Origin of the sequence: Thauera linaloolentis 47Lol = DSM 12138 (genome assembly GCF_000310205.1) — a bacterium.
GTDB classification, from domain to species: domain Bacteria; phylum Pseudomonadota; class Gammaproteobacteria; order Burkholderiales; family Rhodocyclaceae; genus Thauera; species Thauera linaloolentis.
The window spans coordinates 1-21,453 of sequence record NZ_AMXE01000053.1 but is presented as its reverse complement, the minus strand read 5'-3'; the positions used below and the strand labels follow the sequence as shown (position 1 = coordinate 21,453).

Annotated in this window: 19 protein-coding genes; 12 read left to right on the top strand and 7 right to left on the bottom strand. The window is 69.0% G+C overall.

The genetic code is table 11. From position 1 onward, the window contains the following. Positions 1–13: 13 nt before the first annotated feature. Both C666_RS13050 and thiS read right to left on the bottom strand, forming a co-directional pair. Entirely contained in the window at positions 14–811 is a 798-nt protein-coding gene (locus C666_RS13050; RefSeq protein WP_004340184.1) for a thiazole synthase, read from the bottom strand. A 102-nt stretch (positions 812–913) separates the two neighbouring features. Further along, a complete protein-coding gene (gene thiS / locus C666_RS13045; RefSeq protein ID WP_004340182.1) occupies positions 914–1,117 on the bottom strand; it encodes a sulfur carrier protein ThiS in 204 nt (67 codons plus the stop codon). A 197-nt stretch (positions 1,118–1,314) separates the two neighbouring features. Here thiS and metX point away from each other — a divergent pair, with 197 nt between their 5' ends. Both metX and metW read left to right on the top strand, forming a co-directional pair. Next, the gene (gene metX, locus C666_RS13040) at positions 1,315–2,442 is read left to right on the top strand and encodes a homoserine O-succinyltransferase MetX (protein ID WP_004340181.1); all 1,128 of its coding nucleotides are present in this window, start codon (positions 1,315–1,317) and stop codon (positions 2,440–2,442) included. Between the two features lies 1 nt (position 2,443). Continuing rightward, a complete protein-coding gene (metW, locus tag C666_RS13035) occupies positions 2,444–3,034 on the top strand; it encodes a methionine biosynthesis protein MetW (RefSeq protein WP_004340178.1) in 591 nt (196 codons plus the stop codon). A 105-nt stretch (positions 3,035–3,139) separates the two neighbouring features. Here the strand turns inward: metW and C666_RS13030 are convergent, their stop codons facing one another. Next, positions 3,140–3,457 (bottom strand): hypothetical protein, encoded by a 318-nt coding sequence (locus C666_RS13030; RefSeq protein WP_004340176.1) that lies wholly within the window; start codon positions 3,455–3,457, stop codon positions 3,140–3,142. A 174-nt stretch (positions 3,458–3,631) separates the two neighbouring features. Here C666_RS13030 and C666_RS13025 point away from each other — a divergent pair, with 174 nt between their 5' ends. The 4 genes from C666_RS13025 to C666_RS13010 are packed head-to-tail and all read left to right on the top strand — an operon-like array spanning position 3,632 to position 7,004. Beyond that, the gene (locus tag C666_RS13025; protein WP_004340174.1) at positions 3,632–5,161 is read left to right on the top strand and encodes an AmpG family muropeptide MFS transporter; all 1,530 of its coding nucleotides are present in this window, start codon (positions 3,632–3,634) and stop codon (positions 5,159–5,161) included. Next, positions 5,161–5,880 (top strand): AzlC family ABC transporter permease, encoded by a 720-nt coding sequence (locus C666_RS13020; RefSeq protein WP_004340172.1) that lies wholly within the window; start codon positions 5,161–5,163, stop codon positions 5,878–5,880. Before C666_RS13025 ends, C666_RS13020 begins: the two co-directional genes overlap by 1 nt. Positions 5,881–5,890: 10 nt before the next feature. Further along, entirely contained in the window at positions 5,891–6,217 is a 327-nt protein-coding gene (locus C666_RS13015; protein WP_004340170.1) for an AzlD domain-containing protein, read from the top strand. Between the two features lie 49 nt (positions 6,218–6,266). Continuing rightward, positions 6,267–7,004, top strand: coding sequence for a uracil-DNA glycosylase family protein (locus tag C666_RS13010; RefSeq protein WP_004340167.1), 738 nt, complete (start codon positions 6,267–6,269; stop codon positions 7,002–7,004). A gap of 70 nt (positions 7,005–7,074) precedes the next feature. Here C666_RS13010 and C666_RS13005 read toward each other — a convergent pair whose 3' ends face one another. Together C666_RS13005 and C666_RS13000 are read right to left on the bottom strand one after the other, a co-directional pair. Further along, positions 7,075–7,359 carry a hypothetical protein gene (locus C666_RS13005; protein ID WP_004340165.1) on the bottom strand — a complete coding sequence of 95 codons (285 nt, stop codon included), beginning with the start codon at positions 7,357–7,359 and terminating at the stop codon, positions 7,075–7,077. Continuing rightward, complete coding sequence (locus C666_RS13000; protein ID WP_004340164.1) at positions 7,356–8,339, bottom strand: aldo/keto reductase; 984 nt, start codon at positions 8,337–8,339, stop codon at positions 7,356–7,358. Before C666_RS13000 ends, C666_RS13005 begins: the two co-directional genes overlap by 4 nt. An 85-nt stretch (positions 8,340–8,424) precedes the next feature. On the opposite strand from C666_RS13000, the gene C666_RS12995 reads away from it, so the two are divergent. From C666_RS12995 to C666_RS12970, 6 genes are all read left to right on the top strand, one after another. After that, positions 8,425–9,345, top strand: coding sequence for a LysR family transcriptional regulator (locus tag C666_RS12995; RefSeq protein ID WP_004340162.1), 921 nt, complete (start codon positions 8,425–8,427; stop codon positions 9,343–9,345). Positions 9,346–9,539: 194 nt separating this feature from the next. Further along, complete coding sequence (gene can / locus C666_RS12990) at positions 9,540–10,187, top strand: carbonate dehydratase (RefSeq protein ID WP_004340160.1); 648 nt, start codon at positions 9,540–9,542, stop codon at positions 10,185–10,187. Between the two features lie 201 nt (positions 10,188–10,388). After that, positions 10,389–11,552, top strand: coding sequence for an MdtA/MuxA family multidrug efflux RND transporter periplasmic adaptor subunit (locus tag C666_RS12985; protein WP_004340158.1), 1,164 nt, complete (start codon positions 10,389–10,391; stop codon positions 11,550–11,552). A gap of 6 nt (positions 11,553–11,558) precedes the next feature. Next, entirely contained in the window at positions 11,559–14,699 is a 3,141-nt protein-coding gene (locus tag C666_RS12980; RefSeq protein WP_004340156.1) for an efflux RND transporter permease subunit, read from the top strand. Continuing rightward, positions 14,696–17,779 (top strand): efflux RND transporter permease subunit, encoded by a 3,084-nt coding sequence (locus C666_RS12975; RefSeq protein ID WP_004340154.1) that lies wholly within the window; start codon positions 14,696–14,698, stop codon positions 17,777–17,779. The genes C666_RS12980 and C666_RS12975 overlap by 4 nt, the downstream gene beginning before the upstream one ends. Before the next feature lie 62 nt (positions 17,780–17,841). Beyond that, the gene (locus C666_RS12970) at positions 17,842–19,236 is read left to right on the top strand and encodes an efflux transporter outer membrane subunit (RefSeq protein ID WP_154666200.1); all 1,395 of its coding nucleotides are present in this window, start codon (positions 17,842–17,844) and stop codon (positions 19,234–19,236) included. 39 nt (positions 19,237–19,275) lie between these two features. Here C666_RS12970 and C666_RS12965 read toward each other — a convergent pair whose 3' ends face one another. Together C666_RS12965 and C666_RS12960 are read right to left on the bottom strand one after the other, a co-directional pair. Beyond that, positions 19,276–19,674, bottom strand: coding sequence for a Fur family transcriptional regulator (locus C666_RS12965; RefSeq protein WP_004340151.1), 399 nt, complete (start codon positions 19,672–19,674; stop codon positions 19,276–19,278). A 122-nt stretch (positions 19,675–19,796) separates the two neighbouring features. Next, positions 19,797–21,453 (bottom strand): primosomal protein N' (locus tag C666_RS12960; protein WP_004340149.1); only part of this gene is annotated, 1,657 nt, incomplete at its 5' end.

Here is a 21,453-nt window from a genome sequence, read left to right as displayed (position 1 = left end):
TCGCCTGCCTCGCTCATGAACCAATCAGCCCCTGCGCCGGCGAGCTGGGGTCGGCCGAATAGAACTTGCGCGGCATGCGCCCGGCGCGGAAGGCCTCGCGGCCGGCCTCGACCGCCTTCTTCATCGCGCCGGCCATCAGCACCGGCTGGCCGGCGGCGGCGATGGCGGTGTTCATCAGCACGCCGTCGCAGCCCAGCTCCATCGCGATCGCGGCATCCGACGCCGTGCCCACGCCGGCGTCGACGATCACCGGCACCTTGGCGTTGTCGATGATCAAGCGCAGGTTCCACGGGTTGAGGATGCCCATGCCGGAGCCGATCAGCGAGGCGAGCGGCATCACCGCGGCGCAGCCGATGTCTTCCAGCATCCGGGCCTGGATGGGGTCGTCGGCGCAGTAGACCATGACGTCGAAGCCGTCCTTGACCAGGGTCTCGGCCGCCTTCAGCGTCTCCGGCATGTTGGGGAACAGGTTGCTCGGGTCGCCCAGCACTTCGAGCTTGCACAGATCATGCCGTCGAGCCTCGGTTGACAACAACTCGCGCGCCAGGCGCAGCGTGCGCACCGCATCGTCGGCGGTGTAGCAGCCGGCGGTGTTGGGCAGGATGGTGAAGCGCTCCGGCGGCAGCACGTCGAGCAGATTGGGTTCGCCCGGGTTCTGCCCGATGTTGGTGCGGCGGATGGCGACGGTGACGATCTCGGTGCCGCTGGCGTCGATGGCCGCGCGGGTTTCGGCGAAATCCTTGTACTTGCCGGTGCCGACCAGCAGACGCGAGCTGTACGCCTTGCCGGCAATGACCAGGGGGTCGTTCATGGTGTGGAAACCTGTGCTGTGCTTGGAAACGGTGAGCGGTGGAAAGGCCGCGCAACGCATGCGCTGCGCGCGGGCGCCGGCCGCAGCCGGCCTGCGCCGCCCTCAGCCGCCGCCGACGGCGACGACGATCTCGAGCCGGTCGCCCTCGGCGAGCCGCACCTCGGCATGGCGCGCCTTGGGCACGATCTCGCCGTTGCGCTCGACCGCCACGCGCTTGCCGACAAGACCACGCGCCTCGAGCAGGCCGAAAACGGAAAGATCGGGCGCCAGCGCTTCGGGCTGGCCGTTGACGATGACCTGGATCATGACGGTACGGATGGACGTTGCGGGTGAAAATCTTATCACGCCACGGGGTTTGACTTTTCCCGCGGCGGGCGCTAAGTTCGCCGGACCTAGCGCCGATTTGATCAACAGCTTGCGGGCGCTCAACAAATACGGCTAAAGCGAGGGCACCCAGTCCGCTGCTTCAGCCGGCTGGGTTTTTTGTTTTTCACACCACGAACATGATCCAAGCACAATCCGTCGGGATCGTCGCGCCGCAGCGGGCGGACTTCGCCGAGCCGCTCAAGCTGCGCAGCGGCGGGCAGCTCGACAACTACCATCTCGTCTTTGAAACCTACGGCACGCTCAACGCCGAGCGCAGCAATGCCGTGCTGGTATGCCACGCGCTGTCGGGCTCGCACCACCTCGCCGGCCACTACGCCACCGATCCGCACGATATCGGCTGGTGGGACAACCTCATCGGCCCGGGCAAGCCGCTGGACACGCGCAAGTTCTTCGTCATCGGCGTGAACAACCTCGGCGGCTGCTACGGCTCGTCCGGCCCCAACCAGACGAACCCGGCCACCGGCAGGCTGTGGGGGGCGGACTTCCCCTTCGTCACAGTGGAAGACTGGGTCGAGTCGCAGGCGCGGCTGGCCGACCATCTCGGCATCGAGCGCTTCGCGGCGGTGGTCGGCGGCAGCCTGGGCGGCATGCAGGCGCTGTCATGGTCGCTGCAGTTCCCCGAGCGCGTCGGCCATGTCGCGGTGATCGCCGCCGCGCCCAAGCTCACGGCGCAGAACATCGCCTTCAACGAAGTCGCCCGCCAGGCCATCCTCAGCGACCCCGAATTCCACGGCGGGCACTACTACGAGCACGGCGTGGTGCCGGCGCGCGGCCTGAAACTGGCGCGCATGGTGGGCCACATCACCTATCTGTCCGACGACGCGATGGCGGAGAAATTCGGCCGCAGCCTGCGCCACGGACGCAACACCTACAGCTACGACGTCGAGTTCGAGATCGAGTCCTACCTGCGCTACCAGGGCGACAAGTTCGCCGGCTACTTCGACGCCAACACCTACCTGCTGACGACCAAGGCACTGGACTATTTCGACCCCGCCTTCGAGTACGGCGGCAGCCTGCCCGCCGCGCTGGCGCGCGCCAGCGCCGACTTCCTGGTGGTGTCCTTCACCACCGACTGGCGCTTCGCGCCCGAACGCTCGCGCGAGATCGTCTACGGGCTGCTGCACAACAAGCGCAACGTCAGCTACGCGGAGATCGACTGCCCGGCCGGCCACGACTCCTTCCTGCTCGACGACACGCGCTACCACGCGCTGCTGTCGGCCTGGTTCGACCGTATCGAGGTATGACATGACGGCCTACCGTTACGACTACGAAGTGATCACGCAGTGGATCGAGCCCGGCGAGAAGGTGCTCGACCTCGGCTGCGGCGACGGCGCGCTGCTCAAGCATCTGGCCGACGTGCGCCAGGTGCAGGGCTACGGCGTCGAGAACGACCCCGACAAGCTGCAGGCAAGCGTCAGGAACGGCGTCAACGTGATCCAGATGGACCTGGAGAAAGGCCTCGTCGGCCTGGAGGACGGCTTCTTCGACCACGTCATCATGAGCCTGTCGCTGCAGGCCATGCACAACACCCAGGGCATCCTGCACGAGATGCTGCGCGTCGGCCACGAGGCCGTGGTGAGCTTTCCGAACTTCGGCTACTGGCGCCACCGCCAGAGCATCCTGAACGGGCGCATGCCGGTATCCGAGAGCCTGCCGCACCAGTGGTACAACACACCCAACGTGCGCTTCTTCACCATCGCGGATTTCGACGTGCTGTGCGAAATGAACGGCATCGCGGTACGCGAGCGCCTTGCCTTCGACGAAGGCAAGCTGGTGCTGGACGAACCGAACTTCCTGGCCAGCGTGGCGGTATACCGCCTCGGCCGCGCCGGCTAGGATCTACCCGTAGGAGTTCGGCAGCGAAAACAGCGCCTGAGGATGGCTCCAGCCCCATCGCGGCTGAAGCCGCTCTTACGGCGATGTCACGGAGGGCGGCGGGTCTCAGCCGACGACGAAGGACGCCACGTCGACGCGGACGGCCGGACGGTCGAGCGCGGCGGCGGTCACCAGCGCGAACCGCTTCGCCCAGTCGGATGCCTGCTCGAAGCGGCTCTCGCCGGCGTACTTGGCGACATTGAGGATCATGTCCAGCACCAGCACCTTGCCCATCGGGTTGGACGGGGTGCATTCGAGCTCCTCGAACTCCTTCGCCAGCCAGCTGCGCGCCTGCTCCTTGGTCGTTCCCGCCACTTCGGATTCGTGCAACGCAAACTCGTACTCGCGGTTGCCACCGAATACCACGGTCACTGTGTACGACATGAAGGACTCCCTCCTCGAAGCTGGAAATACACCGAACTCGGCTGAATGCGCGCATTGTTGAGGCAGATGGCGCTGGACGCAAGCAACGTATCGAATTGTGTAAACCCGCGCCCCGGCACAGCCTTGCCGATCTGCGATAATGCGCCGTCCCGCCACGCCGCCCGCCCACTTCCCTTGCCTGCCGCCCCTCCTCCCGCCCTCGCGCGCGCCTGGCGCCTGTTCGCCATCCTGGTGCTCGGTTTTGCATCCGGCCTGCCGCTGGCACTGACCGGCCAGGCCATGCAGGCGTGGCTGACGATCGACGGCGTCGACCTCGCCACCATCGGCTTCTTCGGCCTGGTCGGCGTGCCCTACACCTTCAAGTTCCTGTGGGCGCCGCTGATGGACCGCTTCGAGCCGCCCTGGCTCGGCCGCCGCCGCGGTTGGCTGGCCCTGACCCAGCTCGCGCTGGCCGCGCTGCTGTGGTGGATGGCGAGCCTGTCGCCGGTCGCCACGCCCGGGCTGTTCGCCGCCGCCGCGGTGCTGGTCGCCTTCCTGTCGGCCTCGCAGGACGTGGTCGTCGACGCCTACCGCACCGACCTGCTGCCCGAGGCCGAACGCGGGCTGGGCGCCTCGGTGCATGTGTTCGCCTACCGCCTGGCGATGATCCTGTCGGGCGGCATCGCGCTGATCTGGGCCGGCCAATGGGCGTCGTGGCCACGGGTGTACGAAACCATGGCGCTGATCATGCTGGGCTGCGGCGCGGTGTCGCTGCTGGCACTGCCGCGCGTATCGGCGGCGCTGAAGCCACTCGACTCCGACCCCAGGCGCGAGCTGCTCGGCTTTGCCGCGATGCTGGCCGGCGTCGCCGCCGGCTACTGGATCGCCCGCCAGGCGCTGATCCTGCTCGGGCTGGACCCGGACGACGCCAACCGCTGGATCCAGCTCCTGTTCGTGCTCGCCGAAATCGCGCTGGCCATGCCGCTAGCCTGGTGGGCGGCGCGGCGCGCGGGCTTCGAGACCCTGAACCGCTCGCTGTCGAGCTACTTTGCCCAGCAGGGCGCGGCGGCCTTCCTCGCGCTGATCATCCTCTACAAGCTCGGCGACGCCTTCGCCGGCAGCCTGACCACGCCCTTCCTGATCAAGGGCATGGGCTTCTCGCAGGAAGAAGTCGGCATCGCCAACAAGGTCATCGGCATCTGGCTGACCATCCTCGGCGCCTTCATCGGCGGCCTGATCATGACGCGGCTGGCGCTGTACCGCTCGCTGCTGCTGTTCGGCGTGCTGCAACTGGTGTCCAACTTCGGCTTCTACCTGCTGGCGCAGCTCGGCAAGGGCGCCTGGGGCGCGGTGATGGTGCCGGCCTTCGACTGGGGCATCGTGTCGCTGGACGCACCCGCCGCGCTCGACCTGCTGCTGCTGGCGGTGATCGCCGGCGAGAACATCAGCGGCGGCATGGGCACGGTGGCCTTCGTCGCGCTGCTGATGGGGCTGTGCAACCAGCACTTCACCGCCACCCACTACGCCATGCTGTCGGCCTTCGCCGCGGTGGGCCGCATCTACGTCAGCCCGCTGTCAGGCGTGCTGTCGCAAAGCATCGGCTGGCCGGCCTTCTTCATCTTCTCCATCGTCGTCGCCATACCGGGCGTGGTGATGGTGTGGTGGCTGCGCGACGCGCTCGGCCGCCTGGGGCGGCCGCGGACCGACGGCGCGCTGGACGACTGATGGCGCGGGCGGAAAAGACCGCGGCCAGCGAATTCCTCGCCGGCTGCCGCGACGAGGCCCCGCTGCTGCTGGGGGCCGTGCCCTTCGGCATGATCTACGGCATCGCCGCGCTCGCGGCCGGCGTGCCGGCCTGGATCGCACAACTGGCCTCGGCCGTGGTCTTCGCCGGCGCGGCCCAGCTCGTCATCGTGCAGATGCTGGCGGCCGGCGCCGGCGCACTGCCGATCGCGCTGACGTCCGGCCTGCTCAACCTGCGCCACATGCTGTACAGCGCCTCGATGGCCGAATACGTGCGCCACCTGCCGCGGCGCTGGCGCCTGCTGCTGGCCTACCTGCTGACCGACGAGGCCTACGCGGTGGCGGTGCTGCGCTACCAGCGGCGCGAGGACGCGGCGCCCCCGGCCGACCTGCGCCACTGGTACTTTCTCGGCGCCGGCTTCACGCTGTGGGCGGGCTGGCAGGTGTCCACCGCGGCCGGGCTGCTGTTCGGCGCCACCATCCCCGCCGAATGGGAGCTGGACTTCGCCGTGCCGCTGACCTTCATCGCCCTGCTCACCCTGCTGCTGCGCGAACGCGCCGGGCAGGCGGCGGCGCTGGCCGCGGCGCTCGCGGCCCTGGCCCTCGCCGCCCTGCCCTACAAACTCGGCCTGGTGGCGGCCATCCTGCTCGGCCTGCTGGCCGGCGTATGGACGGTGCGCCGCCTGGAGCACGCACGATGAGGTCCGCCACATGAGCACGCCCAGCCTGCTCGCCCTGCTGGTGGCCGTCGGCATCCTGACCTTCCTGTACCGCTACGCGATGATCGGCCTCTTCGCCCGCCACAGCCTGCCGGGCTGGCTGCACGCGCTGTGCCGCCACATCGCGCCGGCCAGCTTCGCGGCACTGACCGCGAGCGCCTTGTTCGTGACCGGCGGCGAAGTGCAGTTCGCCTTCGACACGCCCCGCCCCTGGGCCGCGCTGGCCGCCGTCCTCGTCGCCTGGCGCACGCGCAGCGTGCTGGCGACCATCGTCGCCGGCATGGCGGCGCTGTATCTGCTCAAGTACCTCGTCTTCTGAGACAGCACGGCTACACTCACCGCTTTCGCCGCCTCCATCCCGAGCCGCCATGACCGCCCCCGCCTCGACCGCCGCCACCCTCATCGACGCCGCCCGCCGCTTGTCCGCCACGGTTGACGCGATGCGCTTCGCCCCACCCGTCACCCACGTCTACAACCCGCTCGACTACGCCTGGGACGTGCATCGCCGCTATCTGGAACGCTTCGGCGAAGGGCGCAAGCGCGTGGTCTTCGTCGGCATGAACCCGGGGCCCTTCGGCATGGTGCAGATCGGCGTGCCCTTCGGCGAAATCGCCAGCGCACGCGACTGGCTGGGGCTGGAAGGCCCGGTCGGCCAGCCGCGCGAAACCAACCCCAGGCGCCCGGTGGAAGGCTTCGCCTGCACCCGCTCCGAAGTCAGCGGCCAGCGCCTGTGGGGCCTGTTCCGCACGCGCTTCGGCACGCCCGACGCCTTTTTCGCCGGACATTTCATCGCCAACTACTGCCCGCTCGCCTTCTTCGAAGGCGGCCGCAACCTGACGCCGGACAAACTGCCCGCCGCCGAGCAGCGCCCGCTGCTGGCCGCCTGCGACGAACACCTGCGCACGCTGGTCGCCACGCTGCAGCCCGAATGGGTGATCGGCATCGGCAACTGGGCCGAAAAGCGCGCCATGGAAGCGCTCGGCACCTCCACCGGCGCCCGCTTCGGCCGCATCCTGCACCCCAGCCCCGCCAGCCCGGCGGCAAATCGCGGCTGGGCCGCGGCGGCGACGAAACAATTGGTCGAACTGGGGGTGTGGGCGGATTGAACAAGCAGCTTGACCGGTGGGCAGCTCTACCCAGACCGGCTCTCAGCCTGCCGGCCGGGCCAGCTCCGCCTCAGCGCGGTGCGTAGCTCAACACCGTGTCGTATTCAAGCGCGATTTCCCGCAGCAAGGCCTGCAGGGCGGGATTGCTGGATACCAGCTTGCGGCGGATGACGACTTCGTTGCCTTCCAGCCTGTAGTCGGACGTGAAGGTGTAAGGCAGCACCGCCGCCTCGGACTCCAGGCTGCGTCCGGGCGGCAGCGTGCCAAGCCGCACCATGTCCGGCCAAGCGATGCGCTGCTCTTCCTCCATCGTCGCCGTCAGGCAGTCGGAAGGCGCGCGACGAGGGATGCTCATGCGTCGATTCCTTTCATGCCTTCCTCGGTATAGCGTTCGCCCACCACCGGCAAGGCATCGAGTGCACGATTCAGTTCCGCGAGGTCGTCCGGCTGCAGATGTACCGACAACGCGCCCAGGTTGTCCTGCAGGTGGGCGATGCGTCTCGTGCCGGGGATCGGCACGATGTCGTCGCCCTGTGCCAGCAGCCACGCCAAGGCAATTTGGGCGGTCGAGCAGGCCTTGTGCGCTGCCAGGGCCGCCACGACCTCCACCAGGGAACGGTTGGTGCCTATGTTCCCGGGCTGAAAGCGCGGCAGGCTGGCGCGGAAGTCGCCTTCCTCGAACCTTGCGTCGCTCTGGAACCGGCCGGTCAGAAAGCCACGGCCCAGGGGCGAATAGGCGACCAGGCCGATCCCCAGCTCGCGGCACGTCGGCAATACCTCGGCTTCGACCTCTCGCGTCCATAGCGAGTATTCCGTCTGCAGCGCAGCCACGGGATGCACGGCATGCGCGCGCCGTAGCGTGGCGGCGCTGACTTCGCACAAGCCGATGCGGGCGATCTTGCCCTCCTGTACGAGTCGAGCAAGCCCGGCCATCGTCTCCTCGATCGGATGGGCCGGGTCGACGCGATGCACGTAATAGAGGTCGATCTGCTCGATTCCGAGCCGACGCAGCGAGGCTTCGCAGCATTGACGGGCGTACTGAGGCGTGTTGTCGAGGCTGCGCCTGTATTCGCCCGCCTTGCGCACGATGCCGAACTTTGTGGCGATACGCACCTGGGGCCGGTGCGTTGCCAGGAAACGGCCGATCAACTCCTCGTTGTGCTGCGGGCCATAGATATCGGCGGTGTCGAGAAAATCGACGCCCATTTCCGTGGCTTGCGCCAGCGCCTGCATGGCCAGTTCATCGTCCCGTGGGCCATAGAACTCGCTCATGCCCATGCAGCCCAGTCCCAGGGCGGAGACATCCAGATCGGTCCCGAGTTTGCGTCGTTGCATCACATTTCCTCTCACACAGTGCGGAAAGTATGATCTTCCGGATCAATCGCATACACAGATAAAATCGGAGCCCGACTTTCCGAATATGGAAGACAACAAGAACCCGCTTTTGCACTGGGATGACGCCCGTGTCTTCCTGGCGATTACGCGCAACGGCACCTTGAGCGGCGCGGCGATCGCTCTGGCGATGGGCGTTGCCACCGTGTCGCGGCGACTGGATCGCCTGGAAGGGGCCCTGGGCGTGCCATTGTTCAGCCGGCATCAAAGCGGCTATCGGCTCACCGACGATGGCGGGGCCCTGCTGGAGCGTGCGGAAGCATTGGAGCATGCCGGGCATGCCTTCGGCTACGCCGCCCAGCAGCAACGACATGTCGCCGGCTGCGTCCGCCTGGCCACCGCGGAGAACCTGGCCAACCCGCTCATCATCCCGTCGCTGCCCCAGCTTTTCGCAACCCATCCCGGCCTACGGGTGGAGATCGTCAGCGCGGTGCAAACGGTCAACCTGCACCGGCGCGACGCCGATCTGGCCGTGCGGATGGTCAAACCCGAAGCGGGCAACATCACGATCAAACGCCTGGGTACGCTGGGCTTCGGCCTCTATGGTTCTCGCGGCTACGTCGAGGCCCGCCGGGGCGGGGCTGATGCCGGTGCGTTCGTTGATGACGATTTCATCGGCTGGGCGGAGCCCCACGGTCACCTGCCTGCGGCCAAGTGGCTCGCTCGGATGCTGCGTGACAAGCCGTGCAGGGTGGAGACGAACACGCTGTCGGCGCAGCTCTCGGCCACCACCGCAGGCCTCGGGCTGGCCGTGCTTCCGCATTACCTGGCACGGCAGGCGGACTTGGTCTGCCTGTTGCCGGAACTGGGCGCGGATCAGCCGATCTGGCTGGTGCTGCACGCCGACCTTGCCCATTCCCGGCGCGTGCGGGCCGTCGCGGATCACCTGATCCAGTTGTTTGAAGACCGCAAATCGGAACTCGATCCCCTACCGGCACGCACCCCATGAAGACGCGACCAGCCTGCCGGCAAATGCTGACCTGCAACGGATGCCCGGGTCTCTTTGCCGCCCGATTTACCCGGCACCGGCCAGGCTGGAGCCGACCCCGCCTTTCGCGACTGCTACGCCCTGCCCACTATTCCAATCCCGGGTTGTCCTTCACAATCGCGCCTACTGCGCCAGCGCGCGATCCAAGGATCTTCATGTCTCAATCCATCGAACACCTCTTCGCCAACAACAAGGCTTGGTCCGAACGCATGCAGGCCGAGGACCCGGAGTTCTTCTCCCGCCTGGTCAACCAGCAGTCGCCCGAGTACCTGTGGATAGGCTGTTCCGACAGCCGCGTGCCGGCGAACCAGATCATCGGCCTGGCGCCGGGCGAGGTCTTCGTCCATCGCAACGTCGCCAACGTCGTCGTCCATACCGACCTCAACGCCCTGTCGGTGATCCATTACGCGGTCGAGATGCTGCGCGTGAAGCACATCCTGGTGGTGGGCCACTACGGCTGCGGCGGGGTCAAGGCGGCGCTCAATGACAACCGCACCGGCCTCACCGACAACTGGCTGCGCCACGTGCAGGACGTGCGCGACCGCCATGCGGACCGCCTCGCCCAGATCGACGATACCGACACCCGGCTCGACCGGCTGTGCGAACTCAACGCCATCCACCAGGTAGTCAATGTGTGCCAGACCTCGATACTGCGCGAGGCCTGGCAGCGCGGCCAGGGCGTGACCGTGCATGCGTGGTGCTACAGCTTGGACAACGGCCTGGTGAACAACCTCGGCGTCAGCGCCAACAGCCGCGACGAGGCGCTGGAGCTGTACCGCGGCGCGGTCGAACGGCTCGTCTGAGCACGGCACCGCACGCGCGTGCTGCATCGGGCGACATGCTTGTAGCGGGCATGTCGCCCCTTTTATACTCGAACTTGAGAATACATCTCACTTCACAGAACCTTCGGTAATTCGCCCTGTCTTTCCGCAGGTCTCCCACGCAGCAAGCGCCTTCCTGAATCCATGCCTTCCACTTCGTCATCCAAGGGGCGACTGAGCCTCTTGCTCCTGGCCGCGGCCGCCGTCGCCGCCACCGCCTGGTATTTCCTGCGCAGCGACGCTCAGACTTCCACTTCCGGCGCGCCGCGCCCCGGCATGATGAGCGGCCCGGTGCCGGTCAAGGCCGTTGCTGCGGAACGCGGCGAGTTGGACGTGCGCCTGCGCGCGATCGGCACGGTCACGCCGCTGGCCAGCGTCACGGTGAGAAGCCGTGTGGATGGCGAGCTGATGAAGTTGGCATTCGAGGAAGGCGACCGGGTGCGCAAGGGCGCGCTGCTCGCCGAGATCGACCCCGCGCCCTACCGCGTCGGCCTGTCCCAGGCCGAAGGCCAGTTGCAGCAGAACCAGGCCCAGCTCAAGAACGCCGAGACCGAGCTTGCCCGTTATCGCCTGCTGTTCGAGCAGGATTCCATCGCCCGCCAGCAGGTCGAGGCCCAGGAGGCGCTGGTCAACCAGTTGCGCGGCACGCTCAAGACCAACCAGGCCCAGGTGGACGACGCCCGCCTGAAGCTCGGCTGGACCCGGATCGAGGCGCCGATCGAAGGCCGCGTCGGGCTGCGCCGCGTCGATGCCGGCAACCTGATTTCCAGCGGCGACACCGACGGCATCGTCAGCATCGTCCAGACCCGCCCGATCGCGGTGATGTTCACCGTGCCGGAGCGCGAGCTGGCGACGGTGCGCGAGGAAATGGCGCGCGGCCGCAGCCTGCAGGTGGAGGCCTGGGACCGCGACGACCGCAAGCAGATCGCCAGCGGCGTGTTGCGCACCTTCGACAACCAGATCGACACCGCGACCGGCACGGTGCGCCTGAAAGCCGAATTCGCCAATACCGACGATGCCCTGTTCCCGAACCAGTTCGTCAATATCCGCCTGGCGGTGCGCAGCATCCAGGACGCGGTGACCATCCCCGCCGATGCGGTGCAGTTCGGTTCCCGTGGGAGCTACGTCTACGTCGTCGCCGACGACAAGGCCAATGTCCGCCCGGTCGCGCTGGGCGCCTCGGACGGCACCAAGGTGGTGGTGGAAAGCGGCATCGACGGCGGCGAGAAGGTGGTGCTCGAAGGCCTGGACCGCCTGCGCGAGGGCAGGGCCGTCACCCTGGTGGACAGCGACGGCAACGAGGAAGCCGGCACGCCGGCGCCAGGCGCCCAGCGCCAGGGCGGTTGAGCGGAGATGAACATCTCCCGCCCCTTCATCGAGCGGCCGGTGGCGACCACGCTGCTGATGATCGCGCTCGTCATCTCCGGCCTGCTGGCCTGGCGCCTGCTGCCGGTGGCGGCGCTGCCCCAGGTCGACTACCCCATCATCCAGGTGTTCACCTTCCATCCGGGCGCCAGCCCCGAGGTGACCGCCCGCACCATCACCGCGCCGCTGGAGCGCCGCCTCGGGCAGATCCCCGGGCTCAAGCAGATGAGTTCGACCAGTTCCGGCGGCGCATCGGCGATCACGCTGCAGTTCGGCCTCAGCGTGGACCTGGGCGTGGCCGAGCAGGAAGTGCAGGCGGCGATCAACACGGCGGCCAACCTGCTGCCCGACGACCTGCCGACGCCGCCGATCTACCGCAAGGTCAACCCCGCCGACGCGCCGATCGTGACCCTGGCGGTGTCCTCGGCCGCGCTGCCGCTGCCCGAGGTATACGACATGGTCGATACCCGCATGGCGCAAAAGCTGGCGCAGTTGCCCGGCGTCGGCATGGTGAGCCTGGCCGGCGGCCAGCGCCCGGCGCTGCGGGTGCAGGTCAATCCGCAGGCCATCGCCGCGCACGGCCTCAACATGGAAGACATCCGCAGCGCGCTGGTCGCGGCCAACTCGACCCAGCCCAAGGGCAGCCTAGACGGCCCACACCGCTTCGTGATGGTGGAGGCCAACGACCAGCTCAAGTCGGTCGAGGAATACCGCAGCCTGATCGTCGCCTGGTCGAACGGCGCGCCTTTGCGCCTGGGCGACATCGCCACCATCGAGCAGGGCGCCGAAGACCGCTTCCTCGCCGCCTGGGCGGGCTATTGCGATACGGGCGAAGCCGGCGCCGGCGCCAGCGGCTGCGCCACCCCGGTGGAGGCACCGGCGGTGCTGGTCAACATCCAGCGCCAGCCGGGCGCCAACGTCATCGAGGTGGCCGACCGCGTGCGCGAGCTGCTGCCGCAACTGACCGCCACGCTGCCGGCCGCGGTCGATGTCGCACTGCTGACCGACCGCACGCTGTCCATCCGCGCCTCGGTGCACGACGTGCAGAAGGAACTGGTGTTCGCGGTCGGCCTGGTGGTGCTGGTGACCTTCCTGTTCCTGCGCCGCGCGAGCGCCACGCTGATCCCGAGCGTGGCGGTGCCGCTGTCGCTGGTGGGCACTTTCGGCGTGATGTACCTCGCCGGCTTTTCGGTGAACAACCTCAGCCTGATGGCGCTGACCATCGCCACCGGCTTCGTCGTCGACGATGCGATCGTGATGCTGGAGAACATCGCCCGCCACCGCGAGGCCGGCGCCTCGCCGATGCAGGCGGCGCTGAAGGGCGCGGCCGAGATCGGCTTCACGCTGGTATCGCTGACGGTTTCGCTGATCGCGGTGCTGATTCCGCTGCTGTTCATGGGCGACGTGGTCGGACGGCTGTTCCACGAATTTGCCGTCACCCTGGCGGTGGCAATCCTGATCTCGCTGGTGGTGTCGCTGACGCTGACGCCGATGATGAGCGCGCGCATGCTGGGCGACACCCCGGCGCATGGCGAGGGCGAAGGCGACGGCCCGCTCGACCGCGTGATCGAACGCTACGGCGCCTGGCTGGACTGGGTGCTCCGCCACCAGACCGCGACGCTGCTGGTCACGGTCGGCACGCTGGCCCTGACCGCGCTGCTCTACGCCACCGTGCCCAAGGGCTTCTTCCCGGTGCAGGACAGCGGCGTGATCCAGGTCGTCACCGAAGCGCCGCAATCGGTGTCCTTCGGCACCATGGCCGAACGCCAGCAGGCGCTGGCGCAGGTGGCACTGACCGATCAGGACGTGCTCAGCCTGTCGTCCTTCATCGGCGTCGATGGCAGCAACACCACACTCAACAGCGGCCGCATGCTGATCAATCTGCGCGCGCACGGCGAGCGCGACGGCGCCGAACGCGTCATGCGCAGGCTGGCCGGGCGCTTCGCCGAAGTCGAAGGCATCAAGGCCTGGATGCAGCCGGTACAGGAGCTCTCCATCGAAGACCGCATCAGCCGCACCCAGTACCAATTCACGCTGTCCACGCCGGACGAAGGCGAACTCGCGGCCTGGGTGGACACCATGGTCTCGGCGCTGCGCCAGCGCCCCGAACTGGCCGACGTCGCCTCCGACCTGCAGCGTGACGGCGTACAGGCACGGGTCGACATCGACCGCGACGCGGCGAAGCGCCTGGGCGTAAGTGCCGCACAGGTGATCGGCGCGCTGCACACCGCCTACGGCCAGCGCCAGATCGCCACCTTGTTCACCCACGCCAACCAGTACCGCATCGTGCTCGAAGTCGATCCACGCCATGCGGTCGGCCCCGAGGCGCTGGAGCGCACCTACATCCCGACCGCCAGCGGCGGGCCGGTGCCGCTGTCCACGGTGGCACGGATCTCGCTGCGCCCGGCGGTGCTGGCGATCTCGCACCAGGGCCAGTTCCCGGCGGCGACGCTGTCCTTCAACCTCGCGCCGGGCGCCTCGCTCGGCGAAGCCGTGGCCGCGATCGAGGCGGTGCGCGCGGAGATCGGCCTGCCGCTCGCCGTGGAGATGCGCTTCCAGGGCGCGGCCGAGGCCTTCCGCGCCTCGCTCAGCAACACCTTGTGGCTGATCCTGGCCGCGGTGGTGACGATGTACATCGTGCTCGGCGTGCTGTACGAAAGCACCATCCACCCGGTGACCATCCTGTCCACGCTGCCGTCGGCCACGGTCGGCGCGCTCGCCGCGCTGCACCTGTCCGGCCGGCCGCTCGACCTGGTGGCGGTGATCGGCATCGTGCTGCTGATCGGCCTGGTCAAGAAGAACGGCATCATGATGGTGGACTTCGCCCTCGATGCGCAGCGCAAGCTCGGCATGGCGCCGCGCGACGCGATCCGCCGCGCCGCGCTGCTGCGCTTCCGCCCCATCCTGATGACTACGCTGGCGGCGCTGGTCGGCGCCTTGCCGCTGATGCTGGCGGGCGGCTCCGGCGCCGAGCTGCGCCAGCCGCTGGGCGTCGTCATGGTCGGCGGACTGCTGGTGAGCCAGGTCCTGACGCTGTTCACGACACCGGTGGTCTATCTCTTCTTCGACCGCCTCACCGGCCGCCGCGCGGCCCGCCAGGGCACGGCGGCGGCGGACGCCGGCGCATGAACCTGGCGCGCACCTTCATCCGCCGTCCGGTGGCGAGCTGCCTGCTCGCGATCGCGCTGGTGCTGTGCGGCCTGCTCGCCTACCGGCTGCTGCCGGTGGCGCCGCTGCCGGAAGTCGAGTTCCCGTCGATCGAGGTCAGCGCCAACCTCCCCGGCGCCAGCCCCGAAAGCATGGCGGCAAACGTGGCGACGCCGCTCGAACGCGCGCTGGGCAGCATTGCCGGGGTCACCGAGCTGAGCTCGTCGAGCAGCCAGGGTGCCGCCCGCGTGCGCCTGCGCTTCGCCCTCGACCGCGACATCAATGCCGCCGCGCGCGACGTGCAGGCGGCGATCAACGCGGTGCGCGGGCAGTTGCCGGCTGGCATGCCGGGCAACCCCAGCTACCGCAAGGTCAACTCGACCCAATCGCCGGTGATGGTGGTGGCGCTGTCCTCGCCCAGCCTGTCGCCCGGCCGGCTGTACGACCTGGCGGCGACCATCCTGGCGCAGAAGATCGCGCAGATCGCAGGCGTCGGCGAAGTCGGCGTCGGCGGCGCCGCGCTGCCGGCGGTGCGGGTCCAGCTCAATCCGGGCATGCTCGCCCACCACGGCATCGCGCTCGACGACATCCGCTCGGCGATCGCCGACGCCAATGCCCTGCAGCCCCTGGGCGTGCTGGAAGAGGGCGACCTGCGCTGGCGGGTGGGCAGCAGCGACAGCCTGCGCACCGCGGCCGACTACCGCGACCTGATCGTGCTCTACCGCGATGGCGCGGTGGTGCGCCTGGGCGACGTCGCCACGGTCAGCGACGCCACCGAAAACCGCTACAGCAGCGGCTTCCACAACCACGACCCGGCGGTGCTGCTGCAGGTCTATCGCCAGCCTGACGCCAACATCGTCGCCACCGTGGATGCCATCCACGCGCAGCTGCCCGCGCTGCAGGCGCTGCTGCCGGCCGATACGGCGATGCGGGTGGTGATGGATCGCAGCCCCGGCATCCGCGCGACGCTGGCCGAGGCGCAGTTCACGCTGCTGATCGCCGCCGCACTGGTGATCGCGGTGGTGTGGGCTTTCCTCGGCGACGGCCGCGCCGCGCTGATCCCGAGCCTGGCGGTGCCGGTGTCGCTGATCGGTGCCTTCGTGGCGATGTACTTCCAGGGCTTCTCGCTCAACAACCTGTCGCTGATGGCGCTGATCGTCGCCGCCGGCCTGGTGGTGGACGACGCGATCGTGGTGCTGGAGAACATCGAGCGCCATATCGCCAACGGCATGCGTCCCTACCGCGCCGCGCTCAAGGGGGCCGGCGAGGTCGGCTTCACGCTGCTGGCGATGAACGTGTCGCTGGTGGTGGTGTTCCTGTCGGTGCTGTTCATGGGTGGCGTCGTCGAGCGCCTGTTCCGCGAGTTCGTGATCACGCTCGCCGCTGCCATCCTGGTGTCGCTGGCGGTGTCGCTGACGCTGACGCCCAGCCTGTGCGCCCATCTGCTGCGCCCGCGCGAAGCGCGCGGTGGCGGCGGCCTGGCGGCCTTCGGCGCACGCGTGTCGTCCACGCTGCAGCGCGGCTATTCGACGAGCCTGGACTGGGCGCTGCGCCACAGCGCAGTCGTGCTGCTGGCGCTGGCCGCGGTGATCGGCTGCAACGTCTACCTGTACGTCGCCATCCCCAAGGGCACGCTGCCGGAACAGGACACCGGCCAGTTGCGCGGGCTGGTGCGCGGCGACGACGGCTTTTCGTTCCAGTTGATGCAGCCCAAGATCGATGTGTACCGGAACCACATGCTGGCCGACCCCGCAGTCGCGGACGTCGTCGGCACCAGCGGGGGCACGGGCGGCATCAGCAACTCCTGGCTGATGGTCAAGCTCAAGCCGCGCGCCGAGCGCGACGCCAGCGCCCGCGAAGTGGTGGACCGCCTGCGCAACACGGCCCCCCAGGTGCCGGGCGGCATGCTGCTTTTGCATGTGGACCAGGACATACAGCTCAGGCCGCCGTTCAACTCCAGCGAATACGAAGTGCTGCTGATGTCGCCCGAGACCAGCGCCCTCAAGCAGTGGGCGGCCCGTCTGACGCAGGCCATGGAAGACCTGCCCGAACTCGAGGATGTGAACGGCTACCGCGACGAAGGCACCCAGCAACTGAGCATCGACATCGACCGCGAGGCGGCCCAGCGCCTGGGCGTCGACATGCGCATGGTCGGCTCGGTGCTCAACAACTCCTTCTCGCAGCGCCAGGTCGCGACACTCTACGACAGCCTCAACCAGTACCGCGTGGTGATGGAGCTCGATCCGCGCTACACCGAGCATGCCGGCGTGCTCGACGAGCTGCAGGTGATCACCGCGGACGGCCAGCGGGTGCCGCTGTCGGCCTTCACCAGCTACCGCAACAGCCTCAGCAACGACCGCGTGTCCCACTACGAGCAGTACGCCGTCGAGGGCGTCGAGTATGCGCTGGCATCCGGGGTCGGGCCGGAACAGGCGATGCAGGCCATCGACGGCGCCATCGCGCGGCTGATGATCCCGTCTTCGCTGTTCACCCGCCACGGCGGCTCGATCCAGAGCCTGGACGAGACCAGCCAGTCGCAGCCGCTGCTGATCCTTGCCGTGCTGGTGACGGTGTACTTCGTCCTCGGCATTCTCTACGAGAGTACCCTGCACCCGCTCACGATCCTGTCCACACTGCCGTCGGCCGGCATCGGCGCGCTGCTGGCGCTGATGCTGTCGGGTACCGAATTCAGCCTGATCGCCCTGCTCGGCCTGTTCCTGCTGATCGGCGTGGTCATGAAGAATGCCATCCTGATGATCGATTTCGCGATCGACGGCGAACGCAACCTGAAGCTGTCACCGCACGAGTCGATCCGGCGCGCGGCGATGCTGCGCCTGCGTCCGATCCTGATGACCAACCTGGCCGCCCTGCTCGGCGCCCTGCCGCTGCTGCTCGGCGTGGGCGAAGGTTCGGAGCTGCGCCAGCCGCTCGGCATCGCCATCGTCGGCGGACTGGCGGTCAGCCAGTTGCTGACGCTCTACACCACCCCGGTGGTGTACCTCGCCCTCGACCGCCTGCGGCTGCGGTGCGCGCGCCGCACGACCCCGGCGGCGGCGCCGTGAGCCTCACCAAGCCCGGGCCGCAGGCCTGTTCCCGCCGAGCCTTTTCCATTCCGTTTCCGATCATGCGCCTGCCTACCTTCTTCCCCATGTCCGCCGCCTTCGTCCTGAGCCTGTCCGGCTGCGCGGTCGGTCCCGACTACCGCGCTCCGGAGCTGCCCGCCATGCCGCAGGCCTTCAAGCACGACACCGGCTGGCAGACGGTGCGGACACCGGTGGCCGAGGACGGCGCCTGGTGGAAAGCTTATGGCGACGACAGGCTGGACGGCCTGATCGACGAGCTGGAGGCCGCCAATCCGGGCGTCGCACAGGCCGCGGCACGCCTGCGCCAGGCCGAGGCGGCGCTGCGCGGCACGCGCGCAGGCTTCGCGCCGACGGTGGGCGGCGAGCTGTCCGGGCGGCGCAGCGGCACGGCCGACGCCGTCGCCAACAGCTACGACGGCACGCTGTCGGTAAGCTGGCTGCCCGATGTGTGGGGGCGGGTGCGACGCGCGGCCGAAGCGGGGCAGGCCGAACTGGAAGGCTCGGCGGCGGACCTCGCGGCGCTGCGGCTGTCGCTGCAGGCCAGCCTGGCGCAGGCCTACATCCGCCTGCGCGTGCTCGACCAGCAGCGCGAATTGCTGCTGCAGACCGAAACCGCCTACACGCGCTCGCTGCAACTGACCCGCAACCAGTACGAGGCCGGCATGATCGCGCGCGCCGACGTGGTGCAGGCCGAAAGCCAGCTCGAGAACGTGCGCGCGCAGTTGCTCGAACTGGTCGACCAGCGCGCAGTGGCGGAAAACGCCATCGCCGTGCTCGCGGGACGGCCGCCAGCGGGCTTCGCCCTGGCCGCCGACGGCAGCCTGGTGGCCATGCCGCCGGTGCCCACGGCGCTGCCGGGCGAGCTGCTGGTCCGGCGCCCCGACCTGGTCGTGGCCGAGCGCCGGGTGGCCGCGGCCAATGCCCGCATCGGCGTGGCGCAGGCGGCCTGGCTGCCGGACCTGACCCTGGGCCTGTCCGGCGGCTACCGCTCCGCCGAGTTCCGCCACTGGTTCGAGGCGCCCAACCGGGTCTGGGCGCTCGGCCCCACGCTGGCCGGCGTCTTGTTCGACAGCGGCGCGCGCGCGGCGGCGCTCGACGACGCCCGTGCCGTGCACGAAGCCGCGGCCGAAGCCTGGCGCGAAGCGGTGCTGGCCGCACTGCAGGAAACCGAGGATGCCTTCGCCAGCCTGCGTGCGCTGGAAGCGCGTGCGGGCCAGCAGGCGCGCGTGGTGGCACTGGCCGAGGAAAACGAGCGCCTGGTGACCAACCGCTATCGCGCCGGCCAGGTGTCCTTCCTCGAAGTGGTGGTGGCACAGAACGGCACGCTGGCCGCGCGCCGCGGCGCGCTCGACATTACCCGCGACCGCCTGCAGGCGAGCGTGCAACTGGTCGCCGCGCTCGGCGGCGGGTGGAGCGGGACGACTGCGGTGCGCTGAAGCGCGCATCAGACGGCCTGTTCCGGCCGGGCACGCGGCCTAGTCCGACAGACAGCGCTCGCACGTACCGCGCAATTCGATGGCCGCGCTTTCCATCCGGAATGCGTGTTCCTTCGCCCAGCGCCGCAGTCCTGCCTCGAATTCCGGCCCGGAAAACTCCATGACCTTGCCGCAGCGCTCGCAGATCGCGAACGAGATCAGTTCGTGCCGATGCTCGTGGGGATGGGCGCAGGCCATGAAGGCGTTGAGGCTGGACAGCTTGTGCACCAGGCCGTATTCGATCAGCTTGTCCAGCGCGCGGTAGACCTGCAAGGGTGCGCGCAGCCCTTCTCCCCGCAACTGCTCGAGCAGGGCATACGCGCTGACCGGCTCCTGCGCGTGCAGCAATGCGCCCAGCACGAGCGTCTGGTGCCTGTTCAGTTGAGGGGCCTGCGCCATGGGTATGTTCCTGTTTGAGTCGCGCTACCGATGGTAACCGGGTTTGGCCGCTCGCCAGGAGTGCGCATGCGGCGGAAACGAGGCCCGGGCTGCCGCGCGCCACATGCGCGGATGGCGCCGGCTTACACGTCGAGCGGATCGACATCGAGCTGCCAGCGCAGCTCGCGCGCGGTGCGCTGGCGATACAGCACGGCCACCCAATCGGCAAGGAAGGCCTGCAGCACGCCGCGCTGGTCGGCCTCGACGAGCAATTGCGCGCGTTCGCGCCGCGCCAGCCGCGTCATGCGCATCGGCACCGGGTCGTAGATGCGCAGGCCCGCCAGCGCATGCGCTTCGACCAGCCGGCGGGCATGGCGCAGGAATTCGACCGCGTCGTCCAGCGCCGGCGCATCGGCGCGCAGCATGGCCTGGTGGCTGAAGGGCGGAAAGCCGGCGCTGCGCCGCGCCTGCAGCTCCATGCGAGCGAACGCGTCGAAATCGTGGCGCGCCAGGTGCTGGTAGAGCGGATGCGCCGGATACTCGGTCTGGATCAGCACTTCGCCGGGCAGGGTTCCCCGCCCGGCGCGGCCGCCGACCTGCATCAATTGCTGGAACAGGCGCTCGGGGGCACGGAAATCGGCCGCGTGCAGCGAGGCGTCGGCGCCGATGACGCCGACCAGGGTCAGGTTCGGGAAATCGTGCCCCTTGGCCATCATCTGCGTGCCGACCAGGATGTCGGCCCCTCCCTCCGCGATCGTCGCCAGCAGGGTTTCCCATTGCTTGCGCGTGCGCGCCGCATCGCGGTCCACCCTCAGCACGCGTGCCTGCGGGAACAGCTCGGCCAGGCGTGCCTCGATGCGCTGCGTACCGCGGCCGAAGGGCTGGATGTCCTGGTTGCCGCAGCTCGGACAGGCATGCGGAATGCCACCGTCGCAGCCGCAATGGTGGCAGCGCAGGCGGCGGTCGGCCAGATGCACGACGAGATTGGCCGAACAGTGCGGGCAGCGGCTGACCCAGCCGCAGGCGGGGCAGGACAGCACCGGCGCGTAGCCGCGGCGGTTGAGGAACACCAGGCTCTGTTCGCCGCGTTCCAGGCGCTGTGCGATCGCCGCCAGCAGGCCGGGGCCGAGCCCCTCGTCCAGCTTCAGGCGGCGCACGTCGATGCAGCGCACCGTCGGCATCGCCGCCGCCACCGCGCGCTGCTTGAGCACCTGCAGCACGTAGCGCTCGTTGCGGGCGTGGTACCAGGTCTCCAGCGACGGTGTCGCCGAGCCCAGCACCACCGGCACGCCGCGCTGGCGAGCGCGCCACACCGCGACGTCGCGCGCCGAGTAGCGCACGCCTTCCTGTTGCTTGTACGAGGCGTCATGCTCTTCGTCGACCAGGATCAGACCCAGGCGCGGTAGCGGTGCGAACACCGCGAGCCGGGTGCCGAGCACGATGTCGGCGTGCCCGCTCAGTGCCTGCACGAAGCCGCGCGAGCGCGCACCGTCGGCCAGCCCGGAATGCAGGCTGACGACCCTGGCCACGGCGAAGCGCTCGGCGACACGGTGTTCGAGCTGCGGCGTGAGCGCGATCTCGGGCACAAGCATCAGCACCTGCTTGCCCTGCGCCAGCATGTGCGCGGCAAGGCGCAGATAGACCTCGGTCTTGCCGCTGCCGGTCACGCCGTGCAGCAGATGACAGCGAAAGCCCTCGCCCGCGTCGAGGACCGCGCGGACGGCGGCATCCTGCTCCGCGGTCGCCGCGGGGCGCGGGCCTGTCGCGTCGCGCGCCTGCGCATCGGCCGCCGCCGCGACC

Excerpts from the sequence above, each read along its gene's own strand:
- C666_RS13020 (WP_004340172.1), top strand. The coding sequence starts at position 5,161 with ATGGCGCGGGCGGAAAAGACCGCGGCCAGCGAATTCCTCGCCGGCTGC.
- thiS (WP_004340182.1), bottom strand. The coding sequence starts at position 1,117 with ATGATCCAGGTCATCGTCAACGGCCAGCCCGAAGCGCTGGCGCCCGAT.
- C666_RS13000 (WP_004340164.1), bottom strand. The coding sequence starts at position 8,339 with ATGCAACGACGCAAACTCGGGACCGATCTGGATGTCTCCGCCCTGGGA.
- C666_RS12965 (WP_004340151.1), bottom strand. The coding sequence starts at position 19,674 with ATGGCGCAGGCCCCTCAACTGAACAGGCACCAGACGCTCGTGCTGGGC.
- C666_RS13010 (WP_004340167.1), top strand. The coding sequence starts at position 6,267 with ATGACCGCCCCCGCCTCGACCGCCGCCACCCTCATCGACGCCGCCCGC.
- C666_RS12975 (WP_004340154.1), top strand. The coding sequence starts at position 14,696 with ATGAACCTGGCGCGCACCTTCATCCGCCGTCCGGTGGCGAGCTGCCTG.
- C666_RS13005 (WP_004340165.1), bottom strand. The coding sequence starts at position 7,359 with ATGAGCATCCCTCGTCGCGCGCCTTCCGACTGCCTGACGGCGACGATG.
- C666_RS12980 (WP_004340156.1), top strand. The coding sequence starts at position 11,559 with ATGAACATCTCCCGCCCCTTCATCGAGCGGCCGGTGGCGACCACGCTG.
- C666_RS13015 (WP_004340170.1), top strand. The coding sequence starts at position 5,891 with ATGAGCACGCCCAGCCTGCTCGCCCTGCTGGTGGCCGTCGGCATCCTG.
- C666_RS13030 (WP_004340176.1), bottom strand. The coding sequence starts at position 3,457 with ATGTCGTACACAGTGACCGTGGTATTCGGTGGCAACCGCGAGTACGAG.
- C666_RS12970 (WP_154666200.1), top strand. The coding sequence starts at position 17,842 with ATGCGCCTGCCTACCTTCTTCCCCATGTCCGCCGCCTTCGTCCTGAGC.
- metX (WP_004340181.1), top strand. The coding sequence starts at position 1,315 with ATGATCCAAGCACAATCCGTCGGGATCGTCGCGCCGCAGCGGGCGGAC.
- metW (WP_004340178.1), top strand. The coding sequence starts at position 2,444 with ATGACGGCCTACCGTTACGACTACGAAGTGATCACGCAGTGGATCGAG.
- can (WP_004340160.1), top strand. The coding sequence starts at position 9,540 with ATGTCTCAATCCATCGAACACCTCTTCGCCAACAACAAGGCTTGGTCC.
- C666_RS12995 (WP_004340162.1), top strand. The coding sequence starts at position 8,425 with ATGGAAGACAACAAGAACCCGCTTTTGCACTGGGATGACGCCCGTGTC.
- C666_RS13050 (WP_004340184.1), bottom strand. The coding sequence starts at position 811 with ATGAACGACCCCCTGGTCATTGCCGGCAAGGCGTACAGCTCGCGTCTG.